This is a genomic window from Flavobacterium palustre (genome assembly GCF_014639535.1).
GTDB classification, from domain to species: domain Bacteria; phylum Bacteroidota; class Bacteroidia; order Flavobacteriales; family Flavobacteriaceae; genus Flavobacterium; species Flavobacterium palustre.
In genome coordinates, this window is sequence record NZ_BMGA01000003.1 from 430,341 (window position 1) to 454,788 (window position 24,448).

Consider the following 24,448-nt stretch of genomic DNA (forward strand, 5'->3'; position numbering starts at 1 on the left):
TTACTGAACACTAGCCTTGAGATATTTTATAAAATTAGCTTACAACGGAACTCCTTATCATGGTTGGCAAATTCAGCCTAATGCACCTTCAGTACAACAAACACTCAACAAGGCTTTTTCGGTTTTATTAAATGCTGAAATCAACTTAATGGGCGCAGGACGCACAGATACCGGTGTTCATGCCAGAGAAATGTATGCTCATTTTGATTTTGAAACTGCTTTTGATATTCCAAAATTAGTTTACAAACTCAATTCCTATCTTCCTAAAGATATTGTTATTTATGGAATTTTTCCCGTTGCCGACGATGCGCACACACGTTTTGATGCCACTAAGCGAACTTATGAATACCATATCAATAGTTACAAAGATGCTTTTTTACAGGAGCAAAGTTGGTATTTCAGTCAAAATCTAGATGTGGATTTAATGGATGAAGCCGCAAAACTATTATTCAACCACACTGATTTTCAATGTTTCTCTAAGGTAAATACTGATGTGAATACATTTGATTGTACTATTTTTGAAGCACATTGGAAAAAAGAAGGAAACAAATTGATTTTTACCATTTCGGCCAATCGTTTTTTGAGAAATATGGTACGCTCCATTGTAGGAACATTGATTAATATTGGTTTACACAAAATAACTTTAGCCGATTTTAATGCTATTATCGAAAGCAAAAGCAGAGAAAAAGCCGGTTTTTCGGTACCAGCTCACGGATTGTATTTAACTAAAATTGAATATCCTTATTTATAAAGGATTGATTTTTGACATTGCAATTGTTATTGACATTTTTTTAAAAAATTGAAATTACAGGATAAAGCTCCTAAAAATATATGAAAGCAAAAGCATTTGACACCCGATTATTCAAACGAATATTACAATATACAAAACCCTATCAATGGCGTTTTAACGGTGTGATAATTTACGCCATTTCCTTGTCGATTTTTGCGGCATTACGTCCCTATTTATTAAAAAGAACCGTGGATGATTATATCCAGACCGAAGATGCTCAGGGACTTTTGTTTTACATCAGTTTAATGGGAATTGTACTTTTGTTAGAGGTTTTTTCCCAATTTTACTTTGTGTATTGGGCCAACTGGCTGGGACAGGATATCGTAAAAGACATTCGAATTAAATTATTCAAACACATTCTAAGCTTCCGAATGAAATATTTCGACCTGGTTCCGGTTGGGCAACTCGTAACCCGTTCGGTTTCTGACATTGAATCTATTGCCCGTATTTTCAGCCAGGGTCTGTTCATGATTATCAGTGACCTGATGAAAATGGTCGTGGTGCTTATCTTTATGTTTTACATGAACTGGAAACTAACCTGGATTGTGATTATTGCGATGCCAATTTTAGTTTTTATTACCCGAATTTTCCAACGCAAAATGCAGATTGCCTTTGAAGAAGTGCGTACGCAAATTGCCAACATGAACACCTTTGTACAGGAACGTGTTACCGGAATGAAAATTGTACAATTGTTTAACCGGGAAGAAATTGAATCGGAAAAATTCAAAGACATTAACGAAAAACATCAAAACGCCTGGATAAAAACCATTCTTTACAACTCCATCTTCTTCCCTATTGCCGATATTATTTCGTCGTTAACACTGGGATTTATTGTGTTGTATGGTGGAATTAAAATTTTAAACGGAGACAATTTCACCACATTTGGAGATTTGTTTTCCTACACTATGTTCATTGGAATGCTGTTCAATCCTTTGCGTCAAATAGCCGATAAATTCAACGAGATGCAACTGGGAATGATTGCCGCCAACCGTGTTTTTGAAATCATTGACACCCAAGATCAAATTCAGGACAATGGAACAATAGAAGCTCCGGTATTTAATGGAAATATCACTTTCAAAGACGTTCGTTTTAGTTATATTGAGAATGAAGAAGTCATCAAAGGTATTGATTTGGATGTCAATTCGGGCGAAACCATAGCCATTGTAGGTTCAACCGGAGCTGGAAAATCTACAATTATCAACTTATTGAATCGTTTTTACGAAATAAAAAGCGGCACCATTTGCATTGACAACGAAAATATCGAAAATTATACTTTGAGTTCGCTTCGAAAACAAATTGCAATTGTTTTACAGGATGTTTTCTTATTTGCTGATACTATTTACAATAATATTACGCTCAATAATCCTGAAATTACCAGAGAGAAAGTTTATGCAGCCGCCAAAGAAATAGGCGTTCACAACTTTATTATGAGTCTTCCTGACAATTATGATTTTGACGTGAAAGAACGCGGTGTGATGTTATCTTCCGGTCAACGCCAACTGATTGCTTTTTTAAGAGCTTATGTGAGTAATCCAAGTATTTTAATTTTGGACGAAGCCACCTCATCTATTGATACCTATTCCGAAGAATTGATTCAGCGCGCTACCGAAACCATTACCAAAGGAAGAACTTCCATTGTTATTGCGCACCGCCTGGCTACTATTGTCAATGCTGATAAAATTGTGGTTATGGACAAAGGTTTAATCGTAGAAGAAGGAACGCATCAGGAACTCATCAATAAAGAATCCGGATACTATAAAAACTTATACGATTCTCAATTTTCATTAGCTGAATAATTCCAAATGAACCATCCTGATATCATATTACAAGCCAACCAAATCAGCATTGGTTATACCCACAAGAAAGAACAAAATATTGTGGCTTCCAATATTGAGCTGCAATTGAAAAAAGGGAAACTCATTGCCTTAATTGGTGCCAACGGTATCGGAAAGTCAACCCTATTGCGCACCATTACCGGAATACAAAAAACAATTTCCGGAACTGTTTTATTAAATGGAAAAAATATCCACGAGATGAATGCTTTGGCTTTAGCCAAAAATTTAAGTGTAGTTTTAACCGAAAAATTACCGCCAAGCAATCTAACCGTTTTCGAATTAGTCGCTCTGGGCAGACAGCCTTATACCAACTGGATTGGTACATTATCTGACGAAGATATTGAAAAAGTAAATCAGGCTTTGGTGCTTACGCAAATTGAACATTTGGCTGACAAAAAGCATTTTGAAATCAGCGACGGACAATTACAAAAAGTATTAGTAGCAAGAGCTTTGGCACAGGACACTTCGTTAATTATTCTGGATGAACCTACCACACACCTTGATTTATTGCATAAAGTGGCTTTGTTTAAACTCCTGAAAAAACTCACTCAGGAAACCCAAAAGTGCATTCTTTTTTCGACTCATGATATTGATATGGCAATCCAATTGAGTGACGAAATGATAATTATGACTCCTGAAATGATAATTCAGGATCAACCTTGTAATTTAATTTCAAAAGGAAGTTTCAATACTTTATTCAAAGACGAACATATTGTTTTTGACGAAACAAAAGGGAAGTTTGTGATTTCTTAGCTCTTAACCACAAAGTACACAAAGACTTTCGCAAAGCTCACTAAATAATTATGAAAAATCAGGTTAGCAATTAGTGCCAATTTCAACCTCAAAGATTGTAAAAAAATAATTCGTGTCCCGATAGCTATCGGGATTGCAGTATTTTTTTTTTACCGCAAAGAGCACAAAGCTTTCGCAAAGTTCACTAAGAAATCTAAATTCGGCCAACTGCTACTGCCTTCTGAAATCTGCTAACTGAATACTGAACACTGCTTTCTAAATTCTGCCAACCGCTAACTGCCTCTTTGCTTCACCCACTACAAAAGCAACTGAATTAGCAATATTAAAACTTCTAATTTTATTTGACATCGGTATTGTCAATTGATTCTTTTTTTCGAACAAAGCCATAAATTCGGGACTCAAACCCACACTTTCTTTACCAAAAACCAACCAGTCTCCATCCTGAAATTCGTTCTCCAAATACGATTTTTCGGCATGAGAACTCATCAAAAAAACTCGTGATGTATCAGGAATCTGTTCCAACCATTCCGCTACATTTTGATATTCGGTAACGTTAAGATGCACCCAATAATCCAAACCGGAACGTTTTAAATTCTTATCATTAATAACAAATCCAAACGGATGAATCAAATGCAAACGGCTTTCGGTTCCAACGCACAAACGGCCAATATTTCCGGTGTTATTAGGGATTTCAGGTTCTACTAAAACGATATTTAACATTCTTATTTTTTATAATTGATTATTGATATTAAAATCTTCGACTTCCTTTACTTCTCCAGCCTGTAAATTATCTAAATGAACATTTCCCACACGAACACGCACCAGACGCAAAGTAGGAAACCCGACAGCTGCAGTCATTTTTCGTACCTGACGAAATTTCCCCTCATTGACTGTTATCGAAGCCCAGGAAGTAGGTCCATGACGTTCATCTCTTATTTTTCTTCCTCTGATTCCAAATTCGGGAATTTCATGAATCAATCGTGCCTCACAAGGTTTCGTTTTATATTTTCCGCCTTTAAAACCTATTGTAACTCCCTTTTTCAGTTCTTCTATGGCTTCCTGCGTAATAATACCATCTACCTGAACATAATATTCTTTGTCCACTTTTTTGGAACGAACAAGTTCACTCATCTTTCCATCAGTAGTAAGCAATAGTAATCCCTCGGAATCTTCATCTAAACGACCGATTGCCATAGTACCTTCAGGAAAATGATACAATTCGCCTAAAAGCCTCTTTTTACGCTTCAATTCGTATATAAACTGACTCAGATAACCATAAGGCTTGTGAAGAATAAAATGCTGATGCGGCATAACTGAAAGTGAAATTTGCGCAAAAATACACAAATAGCAGCAGTCTTACAGCTTTTCGATTCGAATAAAAGTTTAACCACAAAGGGCACAAAGATTTCCGCAAACGTCACTAAGTTTTTTTTATAACACGACGATTATAAAAATAATTTGCGACCCGAGCGATAGCGAACAGGCGAAGCAATTTGCGGTTATTTCTTAATAACAAAGACCTCAAAGATTTAAAAAATAATCGTGTCCCGATAGCTATCGGGATTGTGGCTAAAAAGTCTGCTAATTCGTGGCTAAAAAAACTAAAAAGAAACATTCACCCCAAAATTCAAAATCAGCTGAAACTGATTGAAATTTTGATTTTGAGCAGGCTGAGTGTAATAATTCATTCCGGGTTCTACAAAAACTTTTGTTTTTTTAAACAATTCATATTGCAATGTACTGCTCAGAACTGTTCCAAAAATAACTTCATTAATATCCTGATTTTCCCCTATCGAATTGTTATCTAACAAGACTTTATTCGAAATTGCTCTCCCCACAAAACCTCCGGTATTCATGTTTATACGTGTTTTCCCTTTGTTTAAAACAGCATAGGAAATCTCCATTGGAATTTCCAAATATTCCAGTTGTTGAGATAAATTTCCGGTTTCATAAAAACTGGTACTGCTAAAAACATTTTTAGAATTATCGGCTGTCTTTGGAATAAACAAATAATTGGTATTGTTCACAATTGTACCTTTTGGCTGCGGCGCATTCAAAGGTTCTTTAGCTATACTAACCAAACTTTTAGCCGAATTAACATAAGAAACATTTGCCAGCTGTTGTCCCAATTCACTCACTTTTAAACCGGTGCTTACCGTCCAGCGGCGATTGAGTTTATAATTTGTTTTCACTCCGTAGCTGTGTCCTCTTTGAGATTCAATTGTATTTCCCAAGGATTTTTGATTCTTTATATTTTGCGAATTGTTGATTCCTGCAAAAAGCTGCAACGACCATCTGTCTTTTTCTGACACTGTTTTTTCTTTCTTTTGCAGTTCTTTTTCTATCACTGCCAGTGCATTTTCTTTCTCCTCAATTATCTTTGGTGTTTCTTTTATTTTATCATCAACAACTGATTTTTCAACTGTCACTTTATTTTGTTCCGCAATAGAATTTGACTGATTTCTAACTGCGTTTTCTGTGCTTTTTATTTCTTGCGATGGTGTTAAATGCTCATTTTTATTGACTAAAACAGTTGTGCTTTTGTTAGTAATTACCGCTACAGCCTCTTTGTTTGGATTTGATTTTTTTTGTTTATCCGAATTAAAAAAAATCGGTTCTGTGCTTGTTGTTTGCTCTTGTTTTTCGGTTGTAACAGTTGCATTTGAATTTGAAAAAGACTTATTAAAATTATTCTTTTCTGTTTCTGTTTTATTTTCAACACTTACTTTCTCCTCTGCTTCCATTGTTCCTGATTCATTAACTACCCCTTCTTTTGAGTCGGTAGGTATTCTTGTTGGATTGGTATCCGGAAGAGAATAAAAAGTAGCCAAGAGCCCTAATCCAACTACTAAAGTTGCCGCTACAGACCACCAAAAAGGAAATCTCCTTTTGGTTTTCGAATGATCTAATTTTTCCTCAATCCCCTGCCACAAATCATCCGGAGGAGTTTTAGAAAAATCTTCTAACGAAGAAAATAATTTCTCTATATCATCTTTTTTCATAACTGCTGTTTTTAAGCATCGTTTGAGGCCATTAATGCCAATATTTTCTTTTGTAAATTACTTTTTGCCCTGTTCAAATTAGATTTTGAAGTTCCTTCCGAAATATTCAACAAATCGGCTATTTCTTTATGTTTCATCTTTTCGAAAAAATAAAGGTTAAAAACCAGTCGGTATTGATCGGGTAAATGCTGAATGAATTCTAATAATTTCTCCTGGGGTATTGAGAAAGCATCTATTTCCTGTTCCTCATCTGCAAAATCTTCCTGATGCAGCACATCCAGAAAAGGCATTTCTCTCTTTCTTTTATTTAATGTTTCTATTAATTTATTGATAAAAATGCGCTTCAACCAACCTTCGAAACTCCCTTCAAACCGATACTGACTCATTTTTTGAAAAGCAATTACAAATGCTTCCTGAAAAACATCTTTGGCATCATCTTCATTCTTCATGTATTTAATGCACAAACCATACAATACAGGAGCAAACAACTGATAAATTTTCTGTTGTCCTCCTCTATCATTTTCGATACACTGCCTAATATAATGCTCTATTGGTTCTTCCAAAAATTAACTCTTAAAACAGTTTAACATTCACAAATTTAAACATTCACAACTTAAAATTACTTTGCATAAGTTAAAACATAGCCATCAACAAAATTATCCTGAATGCTCAAATACTGTTTGTCTATATACTGAATTACATAACTCATCTCACTAAAAGTCAGCAAATAATGTTCTTTATCATCTATAAAGCTATTCCCTCTTTTTATTGTATAGGTATAGCTTCCCGTTTCAATACCATTAGTAAAAACAGTCACTTTTTTATTGGCTGCAAAAACTAATTTTTTATGCACTCCGGTAGATTTGGGCGTTATTATTTCGCTTCCGCCTATTCCTCCTTTAGATTCCTTCCAGTACCAGGTTCCTACAACAGCATTAATATCCTGAGTATTCTTTCCGTCATTTGTCAAAGTACAGAAAGAAAACAAGAATATTAAACCAATCCAATACAGCTGTTGAACTTTTCCCATACCGCTACTTTACTTGCTATATACTAGACAAGCTATTCTAAAAATGGTTGCGTAAAAAATTTTAAAAAAAGTAATCCGATTCGAATAAAAAATGCTTAAAATCGGCATTAATCTTTATTTTTGCCTACTTTACTTATAAATCCCAGTTATGTCAAATCTGTTTCCTCTTTTATTATCGTTTATTGTAGCTCTTGCCATTGGTATTTTTATTGGAAAAATTATTTTTTCGGCTCGTTTTCAGTCTGAAAAAACCAGTTTAGAAGAAAAATTAATTGCACTTACTTCGCAAATCAATCAGTTAAAAGAGCAATTTTCGAATGAGAAAATACAATTCGAAAAACAACTTGAAAACAGCCACTTGGAAAAAGAAACCATCCGAACCGAAAAAGACAGTCTGGCAATCCAACTTTCGAAAAAAGAAGCTGATTTTGATAATCTTTGGGAACGAAATAAAGAGCAAAAAGACGAAGTAGAGAAATTACAGGAAAAATTCACCAAAGAATTCGAAAATCTGGCCAATAAAATTTTAGACGAAAAATCGAATAAATTCACCGAACAGAACAAAGAAAACATGAAAAATATCCTGACTCCTTTGCAGGATAAAATTCAATTATTCGAGAAAAAAGTTGAAGATACCCACAAAGAAAGTATCGATTATCATGCGGCTTTACGCCAACAAATTCTGGGCTTACGCGAAATGAATATTCAAATGAGCAAAGAAACCCTGAACCTGACCAAAGCCTTAAAAGGCGACAGTAAAATGCAGGGCAACTGGGGCGAACTGGTTTTAGAACGAGTTTTAGAAAAATCAGGTCTGGAAAAAGGCCGCGAATACGAAGTGCAACAAAGTTTTGCTACCGAAGAAGGCAATCGGGTGATGCCTGATGTGGTAATCAATTTACCCGACGGAAAAAAGATGATTGTGGACTCTAAAGTTTCTTTGACCGCTTATGAAAAATACATTAATGAGGAAGATGAGGAAATCAAAACTTCGTATTTAAAAGAACATACTAATTCCATTAAACGTCACGTAGAGCAATTAGGCAACAAAAATTATCAGGATTTGTATCAAATAGAAAGCCCTGACTTTGTATTGCTTTTTATCCCAATCGAACCGGCATTTGCCATTGCTTTAAACGAAGACACTTCTTTGTATAATAAAGCATTTGAAAAAAACATTGTGATTGTTACTCCTGCAACATTATTAGCTACTTTACGTACTATTGACAGCATGTGGACCAATCAAAAACAGCAGGAAAACGCCTTGGAAATAGCCCGTCAGGCGGGAGCATTGTATGATAAGTTTGAAGGTTTTGTTGCCGATTTAATTAAAATTGGAAAAAAAATAGACGAAACCAAAATTGAGTACAGCGGTGCCATGAACAAGCTGGTAGAAGGAAGCGGAAACCTGATTACAAGAGTTGAAAAACTCAAAAAAATGGGTGCCAAAGCTAAAAAAGCACTTCCGGAAAGCATAATTGTAAGAGCCAAAAAAGACGATCAGCTGATGGAATAAAATTATTAGACAAAAAGCATTAAAAATCGTCATGCAACGCTATCTTAGTCCTTCATTTATTAGGATTTTTTGACTTTTTTCTCTAACTTTAAGTAGAAAAATGAAGCTGCCATGAAAAGTTTTCTACTCGCATTTTTATTTCTTTTCAGTACTTCCATAGATGCTCAAAATAAGAAAACAGCAACTAATGGCGTTATTACTTTTGAAGCATCAGTTCCTTTCTATGAAGCGGTTGAAGCCATAAACAATAAGACTGTTGCGACTTTAAACACTAAAAACAACAGCATTCATTTTGTTGTATTCATCAAAGATTTCCAATTTGAAAGAAGTTTGATGCAGGATCATTTTAATGCTAATTATATGGAAAGCAAAAAATATCCCAAAGCCTTTTTTAAAGGCGGGATTGAGAAATTTTCCAGTAATAAAATCAGTACTACTCCCAGCCGTTATTACATTAAAGGAAAAATCAATATTCACGGAGTAACAAAAAACATTAGAGTATTGGCATTACTACACAAAACAGCTACTAATTCAATTGTAATTCAATCCCATTTCTCATTAAATACAGAGGATTTTAAAATTGAAATTCCTTTTATTGTACGCAGTAAAATTTCTAAAACAGTCAATGTGGCACTGAACACCGAGTTAAAGTAATTTTATAATAACAAACTCGTTTTTATTGCGGTTTCTAAATTTTCATATTGAAATTGAAAACCCAACTGTTTTAGCTTTTCATTCGAAACTCTTCTGCCTGTTAGAATTAATTTAGACATTTCACCGAGCGCTATTTTTATCAGGAACGAAGGAATATTAGGTAACCAAATACTATATCCATAGATTTTTGCCAATATTTTAGAAAATGACTCATTGGTTGTATTATCAGTAATGGCAGCATTGTAAGCTCCGGACATCATCGGATTTTTTATCGCTTCCAGATAAATTTGACATAAATCATCAACATAAATCCATGGCATATATTGTTTTCCGGAACCTAAAACCGAACCTAATCTCAATTTAAAAACAGGAGCTATTTTTTTTAAAAAGCCATCTTCTTTTCCAATTACTAAACCAGTACGGATTTTAACCGTACGAATTCCCAGTTTTTCAAATTGACTGGCTGCTGCTTCCCATTTTTGACAGGTCAGTCCTAAAAAATCATTTGCAGGCTGCATGCCTTCATTGCAAATTGCCCGACCGTTCATGGCACCATAAATCCCTACAGCCGAAGCCGAAACAAACGCTTCTATACTCTTATTCCATTTTAATAATGAATCATAAATTAATTGTGCTGAGCGTTCTCTACTGGATAAAATTGCAGCTTTTCGGCCTTTTGCCCAGCGCTTTTCTCCAATATTAGCTCCAGCCAAATGAATCACAAAATCTGCCTTTCGAATGGCTTCTTCTTCAATAAACTGTTTTTCTACATCCCAGGTGTAATAAAAAACATTTGCCGTATTGGTTCTTTTGTTCCTGCTCAAAACTGAAACTGAAAAACCATCAGCAACTAACAAATTAGTCAAATGCTTGCCCACAAATCCGGTTCCACCCGTTATCAAAACATTTTTTCTCATTACAATCAATTTTTCTTAGTAATCAAATATACAAATATTTTGTTTAACATTAACACAAAATAGTTAAACAATTTACTATCTTTATACAAAATAAAAAGAAAGAACATGGCAACTAAGAAAATTAAAATAACAAAAGAAACTATTGTATCCATGTACATGGAATTTACTTTAGAAAACAATGAAAAACCTAAATCAGTCTATCAATTCGCTAAACTAAATGGTTTTACAGAAACGGAATTCTATAACTTTTTTGGAAATCTGGAAAGTATCGAAAAAGAAATCTACACGCTGTTTTTAGAAAAAACCATTGAGTTAATAAACAAAGACAGCCATTACGAATCGTATGACATGAAAAGTAAATTATTGAGTTTCTACTTTACTTTTTTTGAATTATTGGCTGCCAATCGCAGTTATGTGACTTTAAGCTTAAAAGAAGATAAAAATCAATTAAAAAACCTGATGCAGCTTTCCAGTTTAAGACAGCATTTTAAAAAATTCATTGAAGAAATCACAACTGATGAAGTCCGAATTCAACAAGAAAAAATCCAGAAATATCAAGACAAAGCAATTCAGGAAACTGCGTGGGTTCAATTCTTGTTTACACTGAAATTCTGGCTGGAAGACGGCTCACCAAATTTTGAAAAGACAGATATTTTTATCGAAAAATCAGTCAAACTAAGTTTTGAATTAATGAACACGGCTCCTATCAACAGTTTAATCGATTTTGGGAAATTTATTTTTAAAGAAAAAATGCAAACTAACTCATGAAAACAATCGATTATATTCCAACATCCAAAATTGAACGAGCCACAAAACTGGTGCAAACCGGAGCCAAAGTGGGTGTAAACTACCTGAAATATTATGGCGAAAAAATAGTGAATTCCGACTTAAGTCGTGATAAACTCAATGAAAACAACGCCGAAGATATTTATGACGGACTAAAAAGTTTGAAAGGAAGTGCTCTAAAAGTGGCGCAAATGCTAAGTATGGATAAGAATTTCTTACCACAGGCTTATGTGGAGAAATTTTCATTGTCTCAATTTTCAGTTCCTCCGCTTTCGGCACCATTAGTATTAAAGACTTTCAAAAATAATTTTGGAAAAACGCCTTATGAAATATTTGACGAATTCAACCCAAATTCGGTGAATGCGGCTAGCATTGGTCAGGTGCATTTGGCGGTAAAAAACGGCAAAAAACTGGCGGTAAAAATTCAATATCCGGGTGTTTCTAACAGCATTTCATCTGACTTGGCTTTGGTGAAACCCATTGCCATTCGAATGTTTAATCTTCAAGGCAAAGATTCTGATAAATATTTCAAAGAAGTGGAAGACAAACTGATTGAGGAAACCAATTATTTATTGGAACTCAAACAAAGCCAAGAAGTGGTTAATGCGTGTAAAAAAATTGACAATCTGGTTTTTCCGGAATATTATCCTGAATATTCTTCTGAGAAAATCATTACGATGGATTGGATGACAGGAGTTCATTTATCCGAATTTAAAAATTCAGATAATGAAATAGCTAATAAAATTGGTCAGGCGTTATGGGATTTTTATATGTACCAAATTCATATTTTGAAAAAAGTCCATGCCGATCCGCATCCCGGGAATTTCTTAATCGATGACAAAAACCAATTGGTTGCATTGGATTTTGGTTGTATGAAACAAATCCCGAATGATTTTTACATTCCTTATTTTGAATTAATCAACAAAGAAGTCATTGACAACAAGAAACTTTTTAGAGAAAAATTATTCGAATTGGAAATCCTCAGAACTGACGACAGCAAAGAAGAAATTGCCTATTTCACACAAATGTTCTATGATTTATTATCGCTGTTTACCAAACCGTTTCAAACGGATACTTTCGATTTCTCTGATGAAGTATTCTTTGAGAATATTGCCCAGTTAGGCGAACGCTTTTCAAAAGATACGAATCTGAAAAAAATGAATGGAAACCGTGGTTCCAAACATTTTATTTACATGAACCGAACCTTTTTTGGATTGTACAATTTGATGTTTGACTTGAAAGCCAAAATTGTCGTGAACGCTTTTGAAAAATACAACTAGTGAAAAAAGAAAACCTTCCGTCTAAAATTTGTCCGGTATGTCAGCGGGCTTTTAATTGGCGTAAAAGATGGGAAAAAGTTTGGGATGAAGTCAAATACTGTAGCGAAAAATGCAAAAGAAACAAATAAATGTGGTTTGGTTTAAAAGAGACCTTCGATTACAGGATAACGAAGCGATTTTTAATGCTGTAAAAACAGCTACACCTACTTTGTTGCTTTACGTATTTGAAAAATCTTTAGAAAATGATCCGCATTACAGCCAGAGACACTGGAATTTTATCAAACAATCACTGGTTGATATCAACAAACAACTAAAAAAATTAAATACTCATGTTTTAGCGGTATCTTCAGAAGTTGCTCATGTATTCAACACACTTCAGGAAATTTATAAAATTGATAGTGTTTTTTCACATCAGGAAACTGGTTTAAAAATTACTTATGAAAGAGACAAAACCTTTAAACGCTTTTGTAAAAACAACCAAATCAATTGGGTAGAAAATATCAATAACGGCATTTTCAGAGGATTAAAAAACAGAACGGATTGGATTTCTAAATGGGAAAAATACATGAACGAACCCCAATTTATTTTTGATGCTAAAGCCGAAAATTTTCTTCCTTCAGAAGCAATTGTCGAACTCGAAAAAATAGTAGAAAAAACCGCTTTAGAAACTATTCCCGATGCTGTTTTTCAAAAAGGAGGCAGCACGATGGGTCATAAATATTTGGAAAACTTTCTTGACGAACGCTATCACAATTACAGTTCGCATATTTCAAGTCCTGTATTAGCCCGAAGAAGTTGCAGCAGATTATCGCCTTATATCGCCTGGGGAAATCTGTCTTCAAGACAGGTTTTACAAAAAGCGGCTACATTTAGACTCACTTGCAGCCATAAAAAACAAATCGATTCTTTTGTATCCCGACTCACATGGCAGGCTCATTTCATACAAAAATTTGAAATGGAAGAAATCATGGAATTTGAAAGCATCAATAAAGGTTTTCATTCGTTAAAAAAGAAAATCAACCCGACTTATATTGAAGCGTGGAAAAAGGGACAAACAGGATTTCCATTAATCGACGCCTGCATGCGTTGCCTGAATGAAACCGGTTATCTGAACTTTAGAATGCGCGCCATGTTAGTGTCGTTTTTTACACACAATTTATGGCAGCCCTGGCAGGAAGCTACACAACATTTATCACAAATGTTTTTGGATTTTGAACCCGGAATTCATTTTCCGCAATTGCAAATGCAGGCCGGCGAAACCGAAATCAATATGCTACGCATTTACAACCCGATAAAAAACAGCCATGAGCACGATCCTAATGGTGAATTTATTAAAAAATGGGTTCCTGAATTACGTCATCTGCCCATAGCATTTGTACACGAACCCTATAAAATGACGTATTTAGACCAAAAATTTAACGATTTTGAAATAGGAATTCATTATCCAAAACCCATTGTCAATTTAGAACGAACAAGAAAATTTGCCAGTGATTTTTTGTGGAAAATGAAAAAAAATCCACTGGTAAAAGAAGAAAGTTTCCGCATCCTGAAATTACACACCATGGCCGGTATTGGCGACAGCGAATAAAAATTCAATGTCAATATCAATTTCAATGTCAAAAAAACATCAATTTCAATTTTTAAATAAAATAACGTGACTATAAAAAAAGAACTCACCGATTTAGACAAAGACCGCATCATCGAAATGGCGTGGGAAGACCGAACAACTTTTGAGGCAATTCAGTTGCAATTTGGATTAAAAGAACAAGAAGTCATCGACCTCATGCGTGCTGAGATGAAACCTTCTAGCTTTAGAATGTGGCGCGAAAGAGTACAAGGCAGAAAAACCAAACACGCCAAATTGAGAATTTTTAATGAAGGACGTTTTAAATGCAGCAGACAAAGACAAATTAACAACAACAAAATCTCGAAAAGATAATTCAAACAAAAATAGTTTTCAAACATGAAAAACATCGTCATCATCGGAGGCAGTAAAGGAATTGGAAATGCTATTTTATTGCAACAATTAGAAACTAATTGTGTTTATAACATCAGTAGAAATCCTCCTGAAATTTCTCATCCTAATCTTAAACATTACAGCATAGATGTTTTACAAGATACATTGCCGGAAATTGAATCAATAGATACTTTAATTTATTGCCCTGGCTCGATTAATTTAAAACCTATCACAAATTTAAGCATTGACGATTTTAGAAATGATTTTGAAATCAATGTGATTGGAGCGGTTAAATGTATTCAGCAATACCTGCCTCAGTTGAAAAAAGGAATTCATCCATCGGTACTTTTATTTAGTACGGTGGCGGCCAAATTAGGGATGCCTTTTCATGCCAGCATTGCAGTATCAAAATCAGGAATTGAAGGACTGGTAAAATCCCTGGGGGCCGAATTAGCTTCGTCAGTCAGAATTAACGCTATTGCGCCTACAATTACCGAAACATCGCTTTCGGCAAACATTTTACGAAATGATCGAATGAAAGAAAACATGGTAGAACGCCACCCCATGAAAGGCTATTTAAAAGCGAATGAAGTAGCAGAAATGGCTGATTTTTTAATTTCAGAAAAGGCAAAATCCATCTCAGGACAAATTTTTGAAATGGATTACGGAATAGTAACTTTTAAAATTTAAATACTAAACAACATGATAAAAGAAATGAAAAGTTACGAGAAAATCGAACAATACGATACTGAAATAACAGAATCATTAGCCGACAATTATAGAACCATCATCGATAATTTAGGTGAAGATGTAACCAGAGAAGGTCTTGAAAAAACACCGGAGCGCGTAGCCAAAGCCATGCAATATTTAACGCACGGTTACGGATTAGATCCATTGGAAATACTAAAATCGGCTTTATTTACCGAAGATCACCAACAGATGATTGTGGTAAAAGACATCGAGGTTTATTCGATGTGTGAACACCACATGTTACCCTTTTTTGGAAAAGCTCATGTGGCTTATATCCCTAATGGAAAAATTGTAGGTTTAAGCAAAATCCCCCGAATAGTTGACGCTTATGCACGAAGAATGCAAGTACAGGAACGCTTGACCGATCAAATTAAAAACTGTATTCAGGAAGCCCTGAATCCGCTTGGAGTGGCTGTTGTAATTGAAGCGCAACACATGTGCATGCAAATGCGAGGAATTCAAAAACAAAATTCTGTTACAACGACTTCTTCCTTTACGGGAGCGTTTGAAAAAGACAAAACCAGAAAAGAATTTATCAGTTTAGTTGCTAATAAATTAAGCTAATTTTAAATTAAAAACCATGAAAATTCTCTTAACAGGTGCTACAGGTTATATCGGCAAGCGACTTTTACCTATTTTGGTGGAGAAAGGTCATGATGTGGTATGCTGTGTGAGAGATAAAAACAGGTTTTACTGTCCGGATGAATTACAACACAAAGTAGAAATAATCGAAGTCGATTTTCTAAAAAAAGAAAGTTTATTACAAATTCCGGACAACATTGATGCAGCCTATTATCTAATACATTCTATGTCGAGTTCTTCGGATAATTATGATGAATTGGAACAAATTTCGGCTCATCATTTTGTAGAAAGAATCAATCAAACCAATGCCAAACAAGTGATTTACCTCACCGGAATTGTAAACGACAACAGTCTTTCTAAACATCTGTCTTCCCGAAAAAATGTAGAAACTATTTTAGGCACAGGAACTTTTGCTTTAACAGCCTTAAGAGCCGGAATTATTGTAGGTTCCGGCAGTGCCTCTTTTGAAATCATCCGGGATTTAGTTATCAAACTTCCTGTTATGATTACACCCAAATGGCTCAATACCAAATGCCAGCCTATTGCCATAACAGATGTCTTGGAATTCCTAATCAAATCTCTTTTAAATCCGCTTACTTATAATCAGAGTTTTGATATTGGCGGACCGGACATTTTAACATATAAAGAAATGTTACTGGGTTTTGCCAAAGCCAAAAACCTAAAAAGATGGATTTTTACAATTCCGGTGATGACTCCTAAATTATCATCCTATTGGTTGTATTTTGTGACCTCAACTTCCTATAAACTCGCTACTGCATTAGTGAGCAGTATGAAAGTGGAAGTAATTTGCAAAGATTCCGGAATCAATGAATTACTAAATATTCATCCCATGTCTTATGAAGAAGCTTTGTCTCGAGCATTGATAAAAGTCAATGAAGACAAGGTGGCATCGAGCTGGAAAGATTCCTTAGTTAGCGGACGTTTTAAAAATAATATTTCGAAATTTATGAAAGTCCCTAAAAAGGATTGTTTCATCGACAGACGAAAAATGGAAATAATAAACCGTGATTATACCATTGATCGCATTTGGTCCATTGGAGGAGAAACGGGTTGGTACTATGGCGATTGGCTTTGGAATATCCGGGGCTTTATCGATAAATTATTTGGTGGCGTAGGATTAAGAAGAGGCCGAACTAACAAACACAGTATTCACGCTGGAGATGTATTGGATTTTTGGCGGGTTTTGTACGCCAATAAAGAAGAAGGTAAATTAATTTTATTTGCCGAAATGAAACTCCCGGGAGAAGCCTGGCTCGAATTCAAAATCATTGGAAATACATTGTATCAATCTGCGACATTCAGACCAAGAGGAATTTGGGGAAAATTATACTGGTACTCTGTTTTACCGTTTCATGGGTTTATTTTTAATGGAATGTTACGAAGATTGATAAAATAACCCCATTTTTGTCATTCCGACGAAGGAGGACTCGAGGGTTTACCCGAACAGGCGAAGCAATCTCAATTACGGTTTTATTAAAAATAGAACATTCGGTTTTATTAATTTTCTTTTTTGCTTGATCAAAAAAGAAACAAAAAAATCAAGTCTTACGCTTCCTCGTCGATCAAATTAGTTTTCGAATGCTAAAAGAAAAGAACTCGCTACGCTCAAACAGCTTTTCTTTTTGCGCATTCTTCAAACATTTGACACTCGACTGCGAAAGCTAAGGACAATTCAAACTCATAAAAAACAATCATTTCATTTTTAACAATATAAGTCAAAATCTTAATAAACTTAATTTCTTAATGGTTTAAAAAAATATTTATTTCAAAATTCCGGCTTTATAGGTTGCAATCGCTCTGTCTCTTGCCATAGCGTGATCGACCATGGGCTGTCCGTAACCCAAATCAAATTCAGGAATCCATTTGCGAATGTAAATTCCTTTTTCGTCAAATTTTTTCAACTGAATATCCGGATTAAAAACCCTGAAATAGGGTGCGGCATCACAGCCCGTTCCTGCTGCCCATTGCCAGTTACCCACATTGGCAGATAAATCATAATCCAGTAATTTTTCGGCAAAATAAGCTTCTCCCCATTGCCATTGAATCAGTAAATGTTTGCACAAAAAACTAGCCACGACCATTCGTACCCGATTGTGCATATATCCGGTTTCGTTCAGCTGACGCATACCCGCATCGACCATCGGATAACCGGTGTTTCCGGTACACCAGCGTTTAAAATCTTCTTCGTTATTGCGCCACTGAATGCCATCATAATCCGATTTGAAATTTTGGGTCATCACTTTAGGGAAACTAAATAAAATTTGCATAAAGAATTCTCTCCAAATCAGTTCGCTCAAGAAAACTGCGTTTTTACGGGCTGCCCAATTCACTAATTTTCTAATGCTTACAGTTCCAAAACGCAAATGAGGAGACAAATACGAAGTGCTGTCTACAGCCGGAAAATCACGGGTTTCGTGATAATGAGCAATTTGTGTCAGGTTATGAGGTTTGACTTTTATAGCACTTTCTTCAAATCCAATTTGTTTCAAAGTCGGGAAAGAAAAATCGCTTTTATAAAAATTCGAAAACAATTCTGAAGTCTCATATTCCCTAACAGGCTTAAGTTGATTGAATTTTTCGAGCCATTTATTTTTATACGGTGTGTAAACCGTATAAGGCAAACCATCGGCTTTTGTGATTTCTTTTTCTTCAAAAATCACCTGGTCTTTAAAGGAATACGTAATGCTTTCATTGCTTTCTAATAATTGACAAATGGCTTCGTCGCGCTGAATTGCAAAAGGTTCGTAATCTTTATTGAAAAAAACTTCTTTGACATCAAATTCCTGAATTAAGTTTTTCCAAACTTCTGGCGTTTTTCCTTTTTTAACTAATATTGAACTGCCTGTTTCGTTTAATTGAATATTTATTTTCGCTAAAGATTCGTGAATAAAAGCAACTCTTGCATCGTCTTTAGGCAAACTATCCAGAATGGCTTCATCAAAAATAAACAATGGAATTACAGGGTTAGATGATTTTAAAGCATAAAACAATCCAATATTGTCTTCAAGTCTTAAATCACGTCGAAACCAAAAAAAAGAAACTGCATTTTTAGCCATTACTTTGAATTAAAAATTTCATTTACTTTCTGTTCACGGTATTCAAATATCTCCTTGAGTTTGTTTTTAACCACCAAAGTATTCATGATTCGACCAAGAAAACCAAATGGAATAGCATAATGAACTAAATCAGTCATTTTCACGCCGTTTTCTGTTGGCTCAAAAAAATGTTTGTGATGCCACAAAGCATAAGGTCCAAAACGTTGTTCGTCTATAAAATAACTGTGGTCTTTAACAATGGTAATTTCAGTAACCCAGGGTAATTTGATTCCCAAAAGTGGCGAAACTTTGTACTGAATAATTTGACCGGCATACATGTTTTTCCCATCAAAATCAGTAATTTGAAATCCCATCGTTTTGGGAGTTATTTTTTGCAAATTACGCGGACTGGAAAAAAACGCCCAACATTCTTCAATCGAAGCATTGACATGTTGAACGGCTTGTTTGGAATATACTTTCATAAGTTTGCTTTTTAGACAAAGTAGGGTTTGCGATAGGGATAGCAGTGAAAATCCTTTATGTTTTTTCTTTAAAAACATAAAGATTGTAACGAATAGCCCGACCTCTTTAAAAAACATTTTTCTTGTTTTTTAAAGAGGTGACGCCCAAATTATTTTAGATTTTATAATATTTAAAAGGAACAAAAAGCATCCCAAAACATTCACCATCTTCTTTTCCCAGGTGTTTATGATGCACTTTATGTGCTTTTCGTAAACCTATCAGGTATTTATTTTTGGTATTCTTGAACCACTTGAAACGCTGGTGTATCAAGACATCGTGAATCATGAAATAACAAAATCCATAAATGGTGATTCCTAATCCGATGAAAAACAAATAATTGATTCCGCCCTCAACGCCATAATAAAAAAGTACGATGCTGGGAACTGCAAAAATGACAAAAAAGATGTCGTTGCGTTCAAAAACGTGTTCGTATTTGGGTTGGTGATGGTCGGCATGGAAGTACCACATGAGTCCGTGCATCACGTATTTATGAGTGAGCCAGGTGACACCTTCCATCAAAAGAAATACACCCAATGTAATTAAAAATGAAATCATTTTTTAATGTTTAAAATCATTTGTTTATTCAACCAATCGTAATTTATAAGTAACGAAAGATTGTGCTAAAAGCGTGGCTTTGGTATAATTAGAAACTCTAATTCTGGCATTTCCAATTTCTTTGCAAGGTGTGTTTTCGAGTTTTTTTAATAACTTTTTATAATACACATAAGCGGTGTAAACGCCAAATTTAGCTTCGATTGGTAATTTTACAATTCCATCATAAGCCACTTTAAAATCTTCTTTGATTTCGTTAATGATGGCTTTTTTAGCTTTTTCATCAAAAGAATTCAAATCGACTCCCGGGAAATAATTGCGGTTTAAAATCAAGTTATCGTCTTTTAAATCACGAAGGAAATTCACTTTCTGAAATGCAGACCCCAATCGCATGGCCTGATCTTTTAACTCCTCGTATTTGTGTTCTTTTCCGGATACAAAAACTTTCAAACACATCAAACCCACCACATCGGCAGAACCGTAAATGTATTCTTCGTATTCGGCTTTCGAATTGTAATCTAATTTGATTAAATCCATTTTCATACTCTTCAAAAAAGCCTGAATCAAATCGTCTGAAATATTATACTGCTTAACTGTTTGCTGAAACGAATTCAAAATAGGATTCAGACTAATTCCGGAATTATAAGCTTTATAATACTCGTTTTCGAAATCGTTGATTAAATTTTCTTTGTCAAAACCATGAAAAGAATCGACAATTTCGTCTGCAAAACGTACAAATCCGTAAATGCTGTAAATGGCATCCCTGATGCTTGGCGAAAGCATATATACCGCCAATGAAAACGAAGTACTGTAGTTTTTAGTCACTAACCTACTGCATTTAAAAGAAACATCGTCAAATAATTGCTTCATAGTTATTGTTTTAGAAATTGTTTATCTATCAAATCAGACACTAATTTTCCCGAAATTAATGCCGGTGGAACCCCGGGTCCCGGAACGGTTAATTGACCCGTAAAATATAAATTACGAACTTTTTTACTTTTTAGTTTTGGCCTTAAAAAAGCCGTTTGCAATAAGGTATTTGCCATTCCGTAAGCGTTTCCTTTATAGGAATTGTACTGTTCGACAAAGTCGTTTTTGCAAAAGGATTCTTTAAATATAATATTTTCTTTGATGCTTTGCTGCGTTAACTTTTCAAAACGATCAATAATTTTATCAAAATATAGTTCTCTTAATTCTTCTGAATCATTGATTCCCGGCGCTAACGGCACTAAGAAAAAACCCGATTCCATTCCCTCCGGCGCAGCCGTTTTATCAGTCAACGACGGAAAATTGGCGTAAAACAAAGGTTCTGCAGGCCATTTTGGTTCGTCATAAATGTCTTTTGCGTGTTGGTTAAAATCGGTATCAAAAAACAAGGCATGATGCGAAATGTTTTCAATTTTTTTATTAAAACCTACATAAAACAACAAAGACGAAGGCGCAAAAACACGAGATTCCCAATATTGTTCGGAATACATTCTATGTTCTGCATCCAATAAAGTTTCGGTATGATGGTAATCAGCGCCACTTAAAACCAAATCCGATTCTATTCTCTCACCATTAATAACAATTGCTTTGGCAGTTTTATTTTCGACAATTATTTTTTCAATATTTGAATTTACAAAAAACTGCACTCCTAATTCGCGAGCCAAACTTTCCATTGCACGAACCACATCAAACATTCCTGTTTTTGGATGCCAGGTTCCCAGTCCAAAGTCGGCATAATTCATAAAACTATAGAACGAAGGCGTATCAGAAGGTTTGGCTCCAAGGAACAAAACCGGAAATTCTAAAATTTGAATTAATCGTTCATCTTTAAATTTCCTGCGCACATCTCGACTAATGTTGCTAAAAAACTGTCCAATTTTCTTAGTCGTTTCTACTGTCACTAATTCCAAAGGGGAAACTCCAGGGCGATACACTAAATCCTTAATCGCAATATCGTAATTGCTTTGGGCTTCGGACATAAACTCCCTAAGAATTTTACCACTTCCTTTCTCAATAGTTTCAAATGTGGAAACAATTTCATCCAGATTATCAGCAATGGCAATGAATTCGTTCACTCCAAAATACACCCGATAAGCCGGAGACAATTTTATCAACTCATAATAATCGGAAGTTTTCTTTCCAAAATCGGCAAAAAAACGCTCAAACACATCAGGCATCCAATACCAGCTCGGTCCCATATCAAATGTAAAACCGTCTTTTTTTAACTGTCTCGCTCTGCCGCCTATTGTTTTATTTTTTTCAAAAACTAAAACCTCGTGACCACTTTTTGCTAAATAGCAAGCCGCAGATAAGGCAGAGAATCCAGAACCTATTATTGTTATTTTTTTTCTTTTCATTTGTTTAACAAATATACAAAAATATTAAACAAAATTACAATTGCGATGTTAATTCTGCCATACTACTAAAAACAGAAATTTTCTTCAATACTATTTCTGAAGTAATACAGGAAGCCAATCGGCCTGTAAACCATAATTCGGTAGTTTCATCTGATAACACATCTACCATTTCCTGAACATACTCATTTACTTCGTCTCTGTCCGGCTTGACAGTCAAACAGGAAACATAGACAATGGAATCAAAATGTTTTTTCAGATCTTTTAAATTATGAATTGGCATGCTCTCGCCCAGATAAATACTTCTGTAACCACTTAAAAGTATTTCGTAATGCAAATACATCAATCCCAATTCATGAATTTCATTCAACGGTAATGACAACACAAAAACCTTATCTTGTTTAACAGGATCTAAAAACTGTAGTTTTTCGGAATTTAAGATGATTTTCTGCCTTATTAAATAGCTAATAAAATGTTCGTGAGCCGGCGAAATTGTATCGGTTTGCCACAACAAACCAATCTCATCCAAAAGAGGAATAAATACCTGATGAAAAATTTCTTTAAACGACTTTTCTTCTGACAACCAATTGTAAGTATTTAAAAAAAGCTGTTGATCAAAATTCATCATTGCCATTTTAAAAGCGTTAATGGCGTGGTTTTTTGCGTTTTTAGAAGAAACAATTTGCTTAACCAATTCCTGAATTTCACGCTCTGAATAATTGGAAATTTTAGATATTTTATAACCATATTCATGTAAAAAAGTAATATTCAACAGTTTTTGCAAACTGACTAAATCATACAATCTAATATTGGTATCGGTACGCATGGGCTCCAGAACCTGATACCTTTTTTCCCAAATACGAATAGTATGCGCCTTAATCCCCGAAAGATTTTCGAGGTCTTTTATACTAAAAACATTTTTTATATTGTTCATCTATTTACGAATATAGTTAAACAAATATACGCTTTTATTATAATAAAAAAACAATAAAGCAAAAACATATTATATTACATATTCTTCGTAATGATTCAGTTTATCCAAATCCAAAATGGTTTTAGTGTTATCAGCACTTCTTTGATACATCGGCATAAACTTTGCACCGTAAATCACTTCATCAAAAGTATAAGAAGTTCGTGTTGCCACCGTATTACTGAACATATCATCAAATGTTTTAATATATACAAAAATTTCCCCTACTATAGTTTCAAAATCTTCTTTTACAAACTGATACAAAGGGCTATTCTCTGTTATAGGATGCACCAATGTCCAACTCAAGGTGAGAGCATTTATTCTTTCGAGTTCTAAATCCAGAGAATAAAACTTATTTACTTTTACCCCATTTTCCTCAATACTCATCCCCAGAGTCATTTTGGCTTCTGCATCGGTGAAATTGGTATTTTTAAAAGGAGTCATTCTAATCATTAATCCCGTACCTTCTTCATAAGGCGAAATCAATGCGTTATGAGAAAATTTTAAAAAAGCAGTGGGTTTACTGAATCGTCCAAAAAACAATCCCGTGGCAATTGCAAAACTCAACAATCCAATTAAAGCTTCGGCTGCTGCCAATAAACTGGTAAAAAAACCAACGGGACTTATATGACCATACCCCACTGTAGTAAAGGTTTGGGCACTAAAAAAATAAGCCTGACCAAATTTTGCCCAATTACTATCCGTCACCGGAATACCATCGAGATGTTCTATTCCAATTCCGAAATACACCGTCGCAAAAAGCAAATTTATTCCCATATAGAAAATAAGAATGACCAACATGAATTTCCAGGCAGGCATATCAATCATGGTATGATACCAACTAATGCGATGCAAAAAGTGCATTCCTCTTTTTTCAATATTAGCCGTTCCGTCTTTATTTACAAAACGTCCGCCATAACTATTTGCGTTGGTTCCAAATCCCGTATTTCTATCCAATACGGCTTGTAAATTGATTTTATTTAAAAAAGCCATCTAATACCCCGATTAATTTTCTACGTAAATTTAGTTAAAAACACAGAAGCGATTTAAACTTTTTACTAAACATATTCTATACAAATCTAAACGCCCCATAGGGACGAACTGTTTATAGAAAAACAAATTTTTACAAAAAAAGCTCCGTTAGGAGCGAACTG

26 protein-coding genes are annotated in these 24,448 nt (G+C 34.7%); 13 read left to right on the forward strand and 13 right to left on the reverse strand.

All coding sequences use genetic code 11. The features are described 5' to 3' along the window. Positions 1-16: 16 nt before the first annotated feature. From truA to IEV84_RS08865, 3 genes are all read left to right on the forward strand, one after another. Positions 17-751 (forward strand): tRNA pseudouridine(38-40) synthase TruA, encoded by a 735-nt coding sequence (gene truA / locus IEV84_RS08855; protein ID WP_188493918.1) that lies wholly within the window; start codon positions 17-19, stop codon positions 749-751. 80 nt (positions 752-831) lie between these two features. Continuing rightward, a complete protein-coding gene (locus IEV84_RS08860) occupies positions 832-2,586 on the forward strand; it encodes an ABC transporter ATP-binding protein (protein WP_188493919.1) in 1,755 nt (584 codons plus the stop codon). A gap of 6 nt (positions 2,587-2,592) precedes the next feature. Then, positions 2,593-3,378 carry an ABC transporter ATP-binding protein gene (locus IEV84_RS08865; RefSeq protein WP_188493920.1) on the forward strand — a complete coding sequence of 262 codons (786 nt, stop codon included), beginning with the start codon at positions 2,593-2,595 and terminating at the stop codon, positions 3,376-3,378. 255 nt (positions 3,379-3,633) lie between these two features. On the opposite strand, the gene IEV84_RS08870 is transcribed toward IEV84_RS08865, so the two are convergent. From IEV84_RS08870 to IEV84_RS08890, 5 genes are all read right to left on the reverse strand, one after another. Continuing rightward, positions 3,634-4,098, reverse strand: coding sequence for a tRNA (cytidine(34)-2'-O)-methyltransferase (locus IEV84_RS08870; RefSeq protein ID WP_188493921.1), 465 nt, complete (start codon positions 4,096-4,098; stop codon positions 3,634-3,636). A gap of 9 nt (positions 4,099-4,107) precedes the next feature. Continuing rightward, positions 4,108-4,689 carry a pseudouridine synthase gene (locus IEV84_RS08875; RefSeq protein ID WP_188493922.1) on the reverse strand — a complete coding sequence of 194 codons (582 nt, stop codon included), beginning with the start codon at positions 4,687-4,689 and terminating at the stop codon, positions 4,108-4,110. A gap of 290 nt (positions 4,690-4,979) precedes the next feature. Continuing rightward, complete coding sequence (locus IEV84_RS08880; RefSeq protein ID WP_188493923.1) at positions 4,980-6,380, reverse strand: hypothetical protein; 1,401 nt, start codon at positions 6,378-6,380, stop codon at positions 4,980-4,982. An 11-nt stretch (positions 6,381-6,391) separates the two neighbouring features. Then, on the reverse strand, positions 6,392-6,943 hold the full coding sequence (locus IEV84_RS08885; protein ID WP_188493924.1) for an RNA polymerase sigma factor: 552 nt from the start codon (positions 6,941-6,943) through the stop codon (positions 6,392-6,394). A gap of 56 nt (positions 6,944-6,999) precedes the next feature. Next, positions 7,000-7,410, reverse strand: coding sequence for a hypothetical protein (locus tag IEV84_RS08890; RefSeq protein WP_188493925.1), 411 nt, complete (start codon positions 7,408-7,410; stop codon positions 7,000-7,002). A gap of 148 nt (positions 7,411-7,558) precedes the next feature. Here IEV84_RS08890 and IEV84_RS08895 point away from each other — a divergent pair, with 148 nt between their 5' ends. Beyond that, a complete protein-coding gene (locus IEV84_RS08895; RefSeq protein ID WP_188493926.1) occupies positions 7,559-8,926 on the forward strand; it encodes a DNA recombination protein RmuC in 1,368 nt (455 codons plus the stop codon). Between the two features lie 111 nt (positions 8,927-9,037). Beyond that, complete coding sequence (locus IEV84_RS08900) at positions 9,038-9,580, forward strand: YceI family protein (protein ID WP_188493927.1); 543 nt, start codon at positions 9,038-9,040, stop codon at positions 9,578-9,580. A 2-nt stretch (positions 9,581-9,582) separates the two neighbouring features. On the opposite strand, the gene IEV84_RS08905 is transcribed toward IEV84_RS08900, so the two are convergent. Further along, positions 9,583-10,497 carry a TIGR01777 family oxidoreductase gene (locus IEV84_RS08905; protein WP_188493928.1) on the reverse strand — a complete coding sequence of 305 codons (915 nt, stop codon included), beginning with the start codon at positions 10,495-10,497 and terminating at the stop codon, positions 9,583-9,585. A gap of 105 nt (positions 10,498-10,602) precedes the next feature. Here IEV84_RS08905 and IEV84_RS08910 point away from each other — a divergent pair, with 105 nt between their 5' ends. The 8 genes from IEV84_RS08910 (at position 10,603) to IEV84_RS08945 (ending at position 17,269) form a co-directional block, all read left to right on the forward strand. Beyond that, positions 10,603-11,265 carry a TetR family transcriptional regulator C-terminal domain-containing protein gene (locus tag IEV84_RS08910; protein WP_188493929.1) on the forward strand — a complete coding sequence of 221 codons (663 nt, stop codon included), beginning with the start codon at positions 10,603-10,605 and terminating at the stop codon, positions 11,263-11,265. Then, positions 11,262-12,563, forward strand: coding sequence for an ABC1 kinase family protein (locus tag IEV84_RS08915; protein ID WP_188493930.1), 1,302 nt, complete (start codon positions 11,262-11,264; stop codon positions 12,561-12,563). Before IEV84_RS08910 ends, IEV84_RS08915 begins: the two co-directional genes overlap by 4 nt. Continuing rightward, entirely contained in the window at positions 12,563-12,691 is a 129-nt protein-coding gene (locus tag IEV84_RS08920; RefSeq protein ID WP_188493931.1) for a DUF2256 domain-containing protein, read from the forward strand. Before IEV84_RS08915 ends, IEV84_RS08920 begins: the two co-directional genes overlap by 1 nt. Further along, positions 12,673-14,151, forward strand: a complete 1,479-nt coding sequence (locus IEV84_RS08925) for a cryptochrome/deoxyribodipyrimidine photo-lyase family protein (RefSeq protein WP_188493932.1) — start codon at positions 12,673-12,675, stop codon at positions 14,149-14,151. Before IEV84_RS08920 ends, IEV84_RS08925 begins: the two co-directional genes overlap by 19 nt. Before the next feature lie 66 nt (positions 14,152-14,217). After that, positions 14,218-14,502 carry a TIGR03643 family protein gene (locus IEV84_RS08930; RefSeq protein ID WP_139068316.1) on the forward strand — a complete coding sequence of 95 codons (285 nt, stop codon included), beginning with the start codon at positions 14,218-14,220 and terminating at the stop codon, positions 14,500-14,502. A gap of 24 nt (positions 14,503-14,526) precedes the next feature. Continuing rightward, positions 14,527-15,210, forward strand: coding sequence for an SDR family NAD(P)-dependent oxidoreductase (locus IEV84_RS08935; protein ID WP_188493933.1), 684 nt, complete (start codon positions 14,527-14,529; stop codon positions 15,208-15,210). A gap of 12 nt (positions 15,211-15,222) precedes the next feature. Next, positions 15,223-15,834, forward strand: a complete 612-nt coding sequence (gene folE, locus IEV84_RS08940; RefSeq protein WP_229732643.1) for a GTP cyclohydrolase I FolE — start codon at positions 15,223-15,225, stop codon at positions 15,832-15,834. A 16-nt stretch (positions 15,835-15,850) separates the two neighbouring features. Beyond that, on the forward strand, positions 15,851-17,269 hold the full coding sequence (locus IEV84_RS08945; RefSeq protein WP_188493934.1) for an SDR family oxidoreductase: 1,419 nt from the start codon (positions 15,851-15,853) through the stop codon (positions 17,267-17,269). Positions 17,270-17,633: 364 nt separating this feature from the next. Here IEV84_RS08945 and IEV84_RS08950 read toward each other — a convergent pair whose 3' ends face one another. The 7 genes from IEV84_RS08950 to IEV84_RS08980 all read right to left on the reverse strand — a co-directional run bounded on the left by IEV84_RS08950 (position 17,634) and on the right by IEV84_RS08980 (position 24,287). Next, on the reverse strand, positions 17,634-18,929 hold the full coding sequence (locus IEV84_RS08950; RefSeq protein ID WP_188493935.1) for a cryptochrome/photolyase family protein: 1,296 nt from the start codon (positions 18,927-18,929) through the stop codon (positions 17,634-17,636). Continuing rightward, positions 18,929-19,390, reverse strand: a complete 462-nt coding sequence (locus IEV84_RS08955; RefSeq protein WP_188493936.1) for an SRPBCC family protein — start codon at positions 19,388-19,390, stop codon at positions 18,929-18,931. Before IEV84_RS08955 ends, IEV84_RS08950 begins: the two co-directional genes overlap by 1 nt. Before the next feature lie 154 nt (positions 19,391-19,544). After that, the gene (locus IEV84_RS08960) at positions 19,545-19,985 is read right to left on the reverse strand and encodes a sterol desaturase family protein (RefSeq protein WP_188493937.1); all 441 of its coding nucleotides are present in this window, start codon (positions 19,983-19,985) and stop codon (positions 19,545-19,547) included. 24 nt (positions 19,986-20,009) lie between these two features. Then, positions 20,010-20,852, reverse strand: a complete 843-nt coding sequence (locus IEV84_RS08965; RefSeq protein ID WP_188493938.1) for a phytoene/squalene synthase family protein — start codon at positions 20,850-20,852, stop codon at positions 20,010-20,012. A 2-nt stretch (positions 20,853-20,854) separates the two neighbouring features. After that, complete coding sequence (gene crtID / locus IEV84_RS08970) at positions 20,855-22,327, reverse strand: bifunctional phytoene desaturase/3,4-desaturase (RefSeq protein WP_188493939.1); 1,473 nt, start codon at positions 22,325-22,327, stop codon at positions 20,855-20,857. Between the two features lie 34 nt (positions 22,328-22,361). Next, on the reverse strand, positions 22,362-23,258 hold the full coding sequence (locus IEV84_RS08975) for a MerR family transcriptional regulator (protein WP_188493940.1): 897 nt from the start codon (positions 23,256-23,258) through the stop codon (positions 22,362-22,364). A gap of 69 nt (positions 23,259-23,327) precedes the next feature. Continuing rightward, positions 23,328-24,287, reverse strand: coding sequence for an ion channel (locus IEV84_RS08980; protein WP_188493941.1), 960 nt, complete (start codon positions 24,285-24,287; stop codon positions 23,328-23,330). Positions 24,288-24,448: the final 161 nt, after the last annotated feature.

Excerpts from the sequence above, each read along its gene's own strand:
- IEV84_RS08980 (WP_188493941.1), bottom strand. The coding sequence starts at position 24,287 with ATGGCTTTTTTAAATAAAATCAATTTACAAGCCGTATTGGATAGAAAT.
- IEV84_RS08875 (WP_188493922.1), bottom strand. The coding sequence starts at position 4,689 with ATGCCGCATCAGCATTTTATTCTTCACAAGCCTTATGGTTATCTGAGT.
- IEV84_RS08880 (WP_188493923.1), bottom strand. The coding sequence starts at position 6,380 with ATGAAAAAAGATGATATAGAGAAATTATTTTCTTCGTTAGAAGATTTT.
- IEV84_RS08915 (WP_188493930.1), top strand. The coding sequence starts at position 11,262 with ATGAAAACAATCGATTATATTCCAACATCCAAAATTGAACGAGCCACA.
- IEV84_RS08955 (WP_188493936.1), bottom strand. The coding sequence starts at position 19,390 with ATGAAAGTATATTCCAAACAAGCCGTTCAACATGTCAATGCTTCGATT.
- IEV84_RS08960 (WP_188493937.1), bottom strand. The coding sequence starts at position 19,985 with ATGATTTCATTTTTAATTACATTGGGTGTATTTCTTTTGATGGAAGGT.
- IEV84_RS08870 (WP_188493921.1), bottom strand. The coding sequence starts at position 4,098 with ATGTTAAATATCGTTTTAGTAGAACCTGAAATCCCTAATAACACCGGA.
- folE (WP_229732643.1), top strand. The coding sequence starts at position 15,223 with ATGATAAAAGAAATGAAAAGTTACGAGAAAATCGAACAATACGATACT.
- IEV84_RS08900 (WP_188493927.1), top strand. The coding sequence starts at position 9,038 with ATGAAAAGTTTTCTACTCGCATTTTTATTTCTTTTCAGTACTTCCATA.
- crtID (WP_188493939.1), bottom strand. The coding sequence starts at position 22,327 with ATGAAAAGAAAAAAAATAACAATAATAGGTTCTGGATTCTCTGCCTTA.
- IEV84_RS08925 (WP_188493932.1), top strand. The coding sequence starts at position 12,673 with ATGCAAAAGAAACAAATAAATGTGGTTTGGTTTAAAAGAGACCTTCGA.
- IEV84_RS08905 (WP_188493928.1), bottom strand. The coding sequence starts at position 10,497 with ATGAGAAAAAATGTTTTGATAACGGGTGGAACCGGATTTGTGGGCAAG.
- IEV84_RS08890 (WP_188493925.1), bottom strand. The coding sequence starts at position 7,410 with ATGGGAAAAGTTCAACAGCTGTATTGGATTGGTTTAATATTCTTGTTT.
- IEV84_RS08945 (WP_188493934.1), top strand. The coding sequence starts at position 15,851 with ATGAAAATTCTCTTAACAGGTGCTACAGGTTATATCGGCAAGCGACTT.
- IEV84_RS08950 (WP_188493935.1), bottom strand. The coding sequence starts at position 18,929 with ATGGCTAAAAATGCAGTTTCTTTTTTTTGGTTTCGACGTGATTTAAGA.
- IEV84_RS08895 (WP_188493926.1), top strand. The coding sequence starts at position 7,559 with ATGTCAAATCTGTTTCCTCTTTTATTATCGTTTATTGTAGCTCTTGCC.
- IEV84_RS08975 (WP_188493940.1), bottom strand. The coding sequence starts at position 23,258 with ATGAACAATATAAAAAATGTTTTTAGTATAAAAGACCTCGAAAATCTT.
- IEV84_RS08860 (WP_188493919.1), top strand. The coding sequence starts at position 832 with ATGAAAGCAAAAGCATTTGACACCCGATTATTCAAACGAATATTACAA.
- IEV84_RS08965 (WP_188493938.1), bottom strand. The coding sequence starts at position 20,852 with ATGAAGCAATTATTTGACGATGTTTCTTTTAAATGCAGTAGGTTAGTG.
- IEV84_RS08935 (WP_188493933.1), top strand. The coding sequence starts at position 14,527 with ATGAAAAACATCGTCATCATCGGAGGCAGTAAAGGAATTGGAAATGCT.
- IEV84_RS08865 (WP_188493920.1), top strand. The coding sequence starts at position 2,593 with ATGAACCATCCTGATATCATATTACAAGCCAACCAAATCAGCATTGGT.
- IEV84_RS08910 (WP_188493929.1), top strand. The coding sequence starts at position 10,603 with ATGGCAACTAAGAAAATTAAAATAACAAAAGAAACTATTGTATCCATG.